The organism is Streptococcus sp. 2100, from assembly GCF_013276335.1.
Classification (GTDB): Bacteria; Bacillota; Bacilli; order Lactobacillales; family Streptococcaceae; genus Streptococcus; species Streptococcus pseudopneumoniae.
Genome location: NZ_VMKV01000089.1, coordinates 1 through 7,051, shown reverse-complemented (window position 1 = coordinate 7,051; position 7,051 = coordinate 1). Strand labels below are relative to the sequence as shown.

The window sequence follows — 7,051 nt, the reverse complement described above, 5'->3', positions numbered from 1 at the left end:
TTTGGAACGCTTTTTAAAACTAAATGACTATAAAAAGAAATGCCACGCTATGAAGGCTCAAGCGATTGTCACAAGTCAAGGGAGAATTGTTTCTTTGGATATCGCTGTGAACTATTGTCATGATATGAAGTTGTTCAAAACGAGTCGCAGAAATATCGGACAAGCTGGTAAAATCTTGGCTGACAATGGTTATCAAGGACTCATGAAGCTATATCCTCTTTTGCAGGAAGTCTAATATTGTTATAATTTAATTTGAATTCCAAAATCACATTGTTCCGTCCGTATTTTATTTTACTGTATGTCTTCCTAAGCTCCAAAGTTTCTGCGTCAAATTTCCTATTTTCACTGTAGTCTTTGACACTTCGAACGACAATTTGAATCATATATTCAAAAAAAAATGAAAAATTTGTGCCAACAAGCCTAAATATTCTGAAAATTTGTTTGATTTTTAATGGATAATATGATATAATGGTCGTCAATCTATAATTCACATAAACAGAGGAGTAGAAAATGAAAAAAAATCGTGTATTTGCTACAGCAGGTCTTGTTTTATTAGCAGCAGGTGTACTTGCAGCATGCAGTTCTTCAAAATCATCTGATTCATCAGCCCCTAAAGCTTATGGCTATGTTTATACAGCAGACCCAGAAACCTTGGACTACCTGATTTCAAGTAAAAATAGTACAACAGTAGTGACTTCAAATGGGATTGATGGTTTATTCACTAACGATAATTACGGTAATCTTGCTCCTGCAGTTGCAGAGGATTGGGAAGTCTCTAAGGATGGTTTGACCTACACTTATAAGATTCGTAAAGGGGTTAAATGGTTTACCTCTGATGGAGAAGAATATGCAGAGGTGACGGCTAAAGATTTCGTGAACGGCTTAAAACACGCAGCAGATAAAAAATCAGAAGCTATGTATCTAGCTGAAAACTCGGTTAAAGGCTTGGCAGATTATCTATCAGGAACTTCAACAGATTTTTCAACAGTTGGTGTCAAGGCGGTTGATGATTATACGTTACAATACACTTTGAACCAGCCTGAACCGTTCTGGAACTCTAAGTTGACCTATTCTATTTTCTGGCCTCTGAATGAAGAATTCGAAACATCAAAAGGAAGCGATTTTGCTAAACCAACAGATCCGACATCCTTGCTTTATAATGGGCCATTCTTGTTGAAAGGGTTGACTGCAAAATCTTCTGTAGAGTTTGTAAAAAATGAACAATATTGGGACAAAGAAAACGTCCACCTAGATACTATAAATCTGGCTTACTATGATGGCTCAGATCAGGAGTCGCTAGAGCGTAACTTCACTAGTGGAGCTTATAGTTATGCCCGTCTTTTCCCTACCAGCTCCAACTATTCTAAGGTTGCAGAAAAATACAAGGACAATATCTATTATACACAACCAGGCTCTGGGATTGCTGGTCTGGGTGTGAATATTGATCGCCAAAGTTACAACTATACTTCTAAAACTACAGATTCAGAGAAAGCAGCTACTAAGAAGGCATTGCTTAACAAAGATTTCCGTCAAGCCTTGAATTTTGCTCTTGATCGCTCAGCTTACTCAGCTCAAATCAATGGTAAAGATGGAGCAGCTTTAGCAGTTCGTAATCTATTTGTAAAACCAGACTTTGTTTCAGTTGGTGAGAAGACCTTTGGTGATTTAGTCGCTGCTCAACTTCCTGCTTATGGAGATGAGTGGAAAGGTGTGAATTTAGCTGATGGGCAGGATGGTTTATTCAATGCTGACAAGGCCAAGGCAGAGTTTGCGAAAGCTAAGAAAGCTTTAGAAGCAGATGGCGTTCAGTTTCCTATTCATCTGGATGTTCCAGTAGACCAAGCATCAAAAGGCTACATCGCCCGTATTCAGTCCTTTAAACAATCTGTAGAAACAGTTCTTGGTGTTGAAAATGTCGTTGTCGATATTCAACAAATGACAAGTGATGAATTCCTTAATATTACTTACTATGCTGCCAATGCTTCATCTGAGGATTGGGATGTATCGGGAGGAGTTACATGGGGACCAGACTATCAAGACCCATCTACTTACTTGGATATTTTAAAAACAACTAGCAGTGAAACTACAAAAACATATTTAGGATTTGATAATCCAAATAGCCCTTCAGTAGTTCAAGTTGGTTTGAAAGAATACGATAAATTGGTTGATGAAGCTGCCAAAGAGACAAGCGACTTGAATGTCCGTTATGAAAAATATGCAGCGGCTCAAGCATGGTTGACTGATAGTTCTCTCTTTATTCCTGCTATGGCTTCTTCTGGTGCAGCACCGGTGCTTTCACGAGTTGTTCCATTTACTAGAGCTTCTGCGCAAACAGGCTCTAAGGGGTCAGATGTTTACTTCAAATATTTGAAATTGCAAGATAAAGCGGTGACTAAGAAAGAGTATGAAAAAGCTCGTGAAAAATGGTTGAAAGAAAAAGCTGAATCAAATGAGAAAGCTCAAAAAGAATTGGCAAGTCATGTGAAGTAAATAATTTCTAATAGAACTTTCTCTCCATGAGGAGAAGGTTCTTTTGGGATTTTTAAAGGAAATAATATGAAAAAATATATTTTTATGCGTGTTTTGCGGTCATTGGTTTCGATTTTCTTAGTGACGACTTTGACCTACACGATTATCTATACCTTGGTTCCTCGAAAATTGATTTTCAAGCAGGATCCTAACTATAATAAAATTGCGACAACGGCTGATAAACGTGATAACTATGAAAATACTGTGTTTGAGCGTATGGGCTACATTGAGTATTACGATACTAAAGAGTTGCAAGAAAAGGCAAGTAGCATGGATTCTTCTGTAACAGTAGAAGCAAATGCGACCAATAAAGCTATTTATGAAAAGTACATCAATCAATTAGGTCATGGTTGGACCTTGGGAGAATTTACTGAAAGTGGTCAATTCTATGCTAGTCGTGAAATCCCCATTTTTGAACGTGTTTTTCACTTCTATGCTAACTTGATTGACATTGACCATACAAATAAAATCCAAGACCCTGAAAATCCAGACTTGAAACGCTACCTTCGTTTTGAAAATGATCCAGCTATCGGATGGTCATTGGTCGGTTCAGGAACTAAACATAAATATCTCTTATACTTTAACAGTCAGTTCCCATTTGTTCATCAAAACTTTGTGAACTTGAATTTAGGTGACTCTTACCCAACCTATGCTAATACACCAGTTCTTCAGGTTATTACTCAAGGTCAAGGACAAACCAAAACTGCCCAAGTTCAGTTCCCAACAGGTAAGAAAACGTCTTCTGTAAATATTTACTCAAGAACCTACAAGTCACCTAGTCAGGCTGACTCTCGTGAAGTAGCTAGCTATGGGAAAGATGATCCTTATACAGCGACTGAAAGTAATTACCAATATCCATCTATGATTGTCAGCTCTGCTATTACTGGTTTGATTGGTTTGGTGATTTCTTATGCGATTGCAGTGCCACTTGGTTCAGCCATGGCTCGTTTCAAGAACACTTGGATTGATAGCTTCTCAACAGGGGCTTTGACCTTCTTGCTTGCTCTTCCAACCATTGCCTTGGTTTACATCGTTCGATTGATTGGATCATCTATTGGTCTTCCAGATTCGTTCCCTATCTTGGGAGCTGGAGATTGGCGTTCTTACGTTTTACCAGCAGTCATCCTTGGTTTGTTGGGTGCTCCTGGTACAGCTATTTGGATTCGTCGTTACATGATTGACTTGCAATCTCAAGACTTTGTTCGTTTCGCTCGTGCAAAAGGTTTGTCTGAAAAAGAAATTTCAAACAAACACATCTTTAAAAATGCCATGGTTCCGCTGGTTTCAGGAATTCCTGGTGCTATTATTGGGGTTATCGGTGGTGCAACCCTTACTGAAACAGTCTTCGCCTTCCCAGGTATGGGTAAAATGTTGATTGACTCTGTAAAAGCATCTAATAACTCTATGGTCGTTGGTCTTGTCTTCATCTTTACATGTATTTCTATCTTCTCACGTCTTTTGGGAGATATTTGGATGACTATTATTGACCCACGTATTAAATTGACTGAGAAAGGAGGCAAATAATGTCTACAATCGATAAAGAAAAATTTCAGTTTATAAAACGTGACGATTTTGCCTCTGAAACTATTGATGCGCCAGCATATTCTTACTGGAAATCAGTGTTTAGACAATTTATGAAGAAAAAATCAACTGTAGTCATGTTGGGAATCTTGGTAGCCATCATTTTGATGAGTTTCATCTACCCAATGTTTTCTAAGTTTGATTTCAATGATGTCAGCAAGGTAAACGACTTTAGTGCTCGTTATATCAAGCCAAATGCTGAGCATTGGTTCGGTACAGACAGTAACGGTAAATCACTCTTTGACGGTGTCTGGTTTGGAGCTCGTAACTCTATCCTTATTTCTGTGATTGCGACAGTGATTAACTTGGTTATCGGTGTTTTTGTCGGTGGTATTTGGGGAATTTCAAAATCAGTTGACCGTGTCATGATGGAAGTTTATAACGTCATCTCAAACATCCCATCTCTTTTGATTGTCATTGTCTTGACTTACTCAATCGGAGCTGGATTCTGGAATCTGATTTTTGCTATGAGTGTGACGACATGGATTGGGATTGCCTTCATGATCCGTGTGCAAATCTTGCGTTACCGTGATTTGGAATACAACTTGGCGTCACGTACTTTGGGAACACCAACCTTGAAGATTGTTGCCAAAAACATTATGCCACAATTGGTATCTGTTATTGTGACAACGATGACTCAAATGCTTCCAAGCTTTATCTCATACGAAGCCTTCTTGTCTTTCTTCGGTCTAGGATTACCGATTACCGTGCCAAGTTTGGGTCGTTTGATTTCGGATTATTCACAAAACGTAACAACCAATGCTTACTTGTTCTGGATTCCATTGACAACCCTTGTTTTGGTATCCTTGTCCCTTTTCGTAGTTGGTCAAAACTTAGCGGATGCTAGTGATCCACGTACACATAGATAGGAGTAGAAATGACAAAAGAAAAAAATGTAATTTTGACTGCTCGCGATATTGTCGTGGAATTTGACGTTCGTGACAAAGTATTGACAGCCATTCGCGGCGTTTCCCTTGAACTAGTTGAAGGAGAAGTATTAGCCTTGGTAGGTGAGTCAGGATCAGGAAAATCTGTTTTGACAAAGACCTTCACAGGTATGCTCGAAGAAAATGGTCGCATTGCCCAAGGTAGTATTGACTACCGTGGTCAGGATTTGACAAATCTATCTTCCCACAAGGATTGGGAACAAATTCGTGGTGCTAAGATTGCGACTATCTTCCAGGATCCAATGACTAGTTTGGACCCCATTAAAACAATTGGTAGCCAGATTACAGAAGTTATTGTAAAACACCAAGGAAAAACAGCCAAGGAAGCAAAAGAATTGGCCATTGACTACATGAATAAAGTTGGAATCCCAGACGCAGATAGACGTTTTGATGAATACCCATTCCAATATTCTGGAGGAATGCGTCAACGTATCGTTATTGCGATTGCCCTTGCCTGCCGACCTGATGTCTTGATCTGTGATGAGCCAACAACTGCCTTGGATGTAACCATTCAAGCTCAGATTATTGATTTGCTAAAATCTTTACAAAACGAGTATCATTTCACAACAATCTTTATCACTCACGACCTTGGTGTGGTAGCAAGTATTGCGGATAAGGTAGCGGTTATGTATGCAGGAGAAATCGTTGAGTATGGAACTGTTGAGGAAGTCTTCTATGACGCTTGCCATCCATATACATGGAGTCTCTTGTCTAGCTTGCCTCAGCTTGCTGATGATAAAGGGGATCTTTACTCAATCCCAGGAACACCTCCGTCACTTTATACTGACTTGAAAGGGGATGCCTTTGCCTTGCGTTCTGACTATGCAATGCAGATTGACTTCGAACAAAAAGCTCCTCAATTCTCAGTATCAGAGACACATTGGGCTAAAACTTGGCTACTTCATGAGGATGCTCCAAAAGTAGAAAAACCAGCTGTGATTGCAAATCTCCATGATAAGATCCGTGAAAAAATGGGATTTGCCCATCTGGCTGACTAGGAGGAAGGAAATGTCTGAAAAATTAGTAGAAATTAAAGATTTAGAAATTTCCTTCGGTGAAGGAAGTAAGAAGTTTGTCGCGGTTAAAAATGCTAACTTCTTTATCAACAAGGGAGAAACGTTCTCGCTTGTTGGTGAGTCAGGTAGTGGGAAAACAACTATTGGTCGTGCTATCATCGGTCTAAATGATACAAGTAATGGAGATATCATTTTTGAGGGTCAAAAGATTAATGGTAAGAAATCGCGTGAACAAGCTGCGGAATTGATTCGTCGAATCCAGATGATTTTCCAAGACCCTGCCGCAAGTTTGAATGAACGTGCGACTGTTGATTATATTATTTCTGAAGGTCTTTACAATCACCGTTTATTTAAGGATGAAGAAGAACGTAAAGAGAAAGTTCAAAATATTATCCGTGAAGTAGGTCTTCTTGCTGAGCATTTGACTCGTTACCCTCATGAGTTTTCAGGTGGTCAACGTCAACGTATCGGTATTGCCCGTGCCTTGGTCATGCAACCAGACTTTGTTATTGCGGATGAACCAATTTCAGCCTTGGACGTTTCTGTGCGTGCCCAAGTCTTGAACTTGCTCAAAAAATTCCAAAAAGAACTTGGCTTGACCTATCTCTTTATCGCCCATGACTTGTCGGTTGTTCGTTTTATTTCAGATCGTATCGCAGTTATTTACAAGGGTGTTATTGTAGAGGTTGCAGAGACAGAAGAATTGTTTAACAATCCAATTCACCCATATACTCAAGCCTTGCTTTCAGCGGTACCAATTCCAGACCCAATCTTGGAACGTAAGAAGGTCTTGAAGGTTTACGACCCAAGTCAACACGACTATGAGACTGATAAACCATCCATGGTTGAAATCCGTCCAGGTCACTATGTTTGGGCCAACCAAGCCGAATTGGCACGTTATCAAAAAGGACTAAACTAGTAATGGTTTTATAATTTCCATGTCAACTTTTATGGAAATTATGGCTCTTTGTCAACTGT

Annotated in this window: 6 protein-coding genes and 1 pseudogene; 6 read left to right on the top strand and 1 reads right to left on the bottom strand. The window is 39.3% G+C overall.

Going from position 1 to position 7,051, the window contains the following annotated elements:
- A pseudogene (locus HT669_RS10275) lies at nucleotides 1-217 on the top strand (transposase); the annotation flags it as partial.
- Here HT669_RS10275 and HT669_RS11300 read toward each other — a convergent pair.
- Nucleotides 201-383 (bottom strand): hypothetical protein, encoded by a 183-nt coding sequence (locus HT669_RS11300; RefSeq protein ID WP_078800210.1) that lies wholly within the window; start codon nucleotides 381-383, stop codon nucleotides 201-203. The pseudogene HT669_RS10275 and the gene HT669_RS11300 sit on opposite strands and share 17 nt — an antisense overlap.
- 127 nt (nucleotides 384-510) lie before the next feature.
- On the opposite strand from HT669_RS11300, the gene HT669_RS10270 reads away from it, so the two are divergent.
- The 5 genes from HT669_RS10270 to HT669_RS10250 all read left to right on the top strand — a co-directional run bounded on the left by HT669_RS10270 (nucleotide 511) and on the right by HT669_RS10250 (nucleotide 6,992).
- Nucleotides 511-2,490: a peptide ABC transporter substrate-binding protein gene (locus HT669_RS10270; RefSeq protein WP_050269502.1), complete on the top strand. Its 1,980-nt coding sequence runs from the start codon at nucleotides 511-513 to the stop codon at nucleotides 2,488-2,490.
- A 66-nt stretch (nucleotides 2,491-2,556) separates the two neighbouring features.
- Nucleotides 2,557-4,053 (top strand): ABC transporter permease, encoded by a 1,497-nt coding sequence (locus HT669_RS10265; RefSeq protein WP_050207981.1) that lies wholly within the window; start codon nucleotides 2,557-2,559, stop codon nucleotides 4,051-4,053.
- Nucleotides 4,053-4,979 carry an oligopeptide ABC transporter permease OppC gene (oppC, locus tag HT669_RS10260; protein ID WP_000103690.1) on the top strand — a complete coding sequence of 309 codons (927 nt, stop codon included), beginning with the start codon at nucleotides 4,053-4,055 and terminating at the stop codon, nucleotides 4,977-4,979. Before HT669_RS10265 ends, oppC begins: the two co-directional genes overlap by 1 nt.
- Nucleotides 4,980-4,987: 8 nt before the next feature.
- Entirely contained in the window at nucleotides 4,988-6,055 is a 1,068-nt protein-coding gene (locus HT669_RS10255; RefSeq protein ID WP_000159563.1) for an ABC transporter ATP-binding protein, read from the top strand.
- Nucleotides 6,056-6,065: 10 nt separating this feature from the next.
- Nucleotides 6,066-6,992 (top strand): ATP-binding cassette domain-containing protein, encoded by a 927-nt coding sequence (locus HT669_RS10250; protein ID WP_101514805.1) that lies wholly within the window; start codon nucleotides 6,066-6,068, stop codon nucleotides 6,990-6,992.
- The last annotated feature ends 59 nt before the right edge of the window (nucleotides 6,993-7,051 follow it).

What these genes read in the sequence shown, in the direction of transcription:
- HT669_RS11300 (WP_078800210.1), bottom strand. Translation starts at nt 383, where the DNA reads ATGATTCAAATTGTCGTTCGAAGTGTCAAAGACTACAGTGAAAATAGG.
- HT669_RS10270 (WP_050269502.1), top strand. Translation starts at nt 511, where the DNA reads ATGAAAAAAAATCGTGTATTTGCTACAGCAGGTCTTGTTTTATTAGCA.
- HT669_RS10265 (WP_050207981.1), top strand. Translation starts at nt 2,557, where the DNA reads ATGAAAAAATATATTTTTATGCGTGTTTTGCGGTCATTGGTTTCGATT.
- oppC (WP_000103690.1), top strand. Translation starts at nt 4,053, where the DNA reads ATGTCTACAATCGATAAAGAAAAATTTCAGTTTATAAAACGTGACGAT.
- HT669_RS10255 (WP_000159563.1), top strand. Translation starts at nt 4,988, where the DNA reads ATGACAAAAGAAAAAAATGTAATTTTGACTGCTCGCGATATTGTCGTG.
- HT669_RS10250 (WP_101514805.1), top strand. Translation starts at nt 6,066, where the DNA reads ATGTCTGAAAAATTAGTAGAAATTAAAGATTTAGAAATTTCCTTCGGT.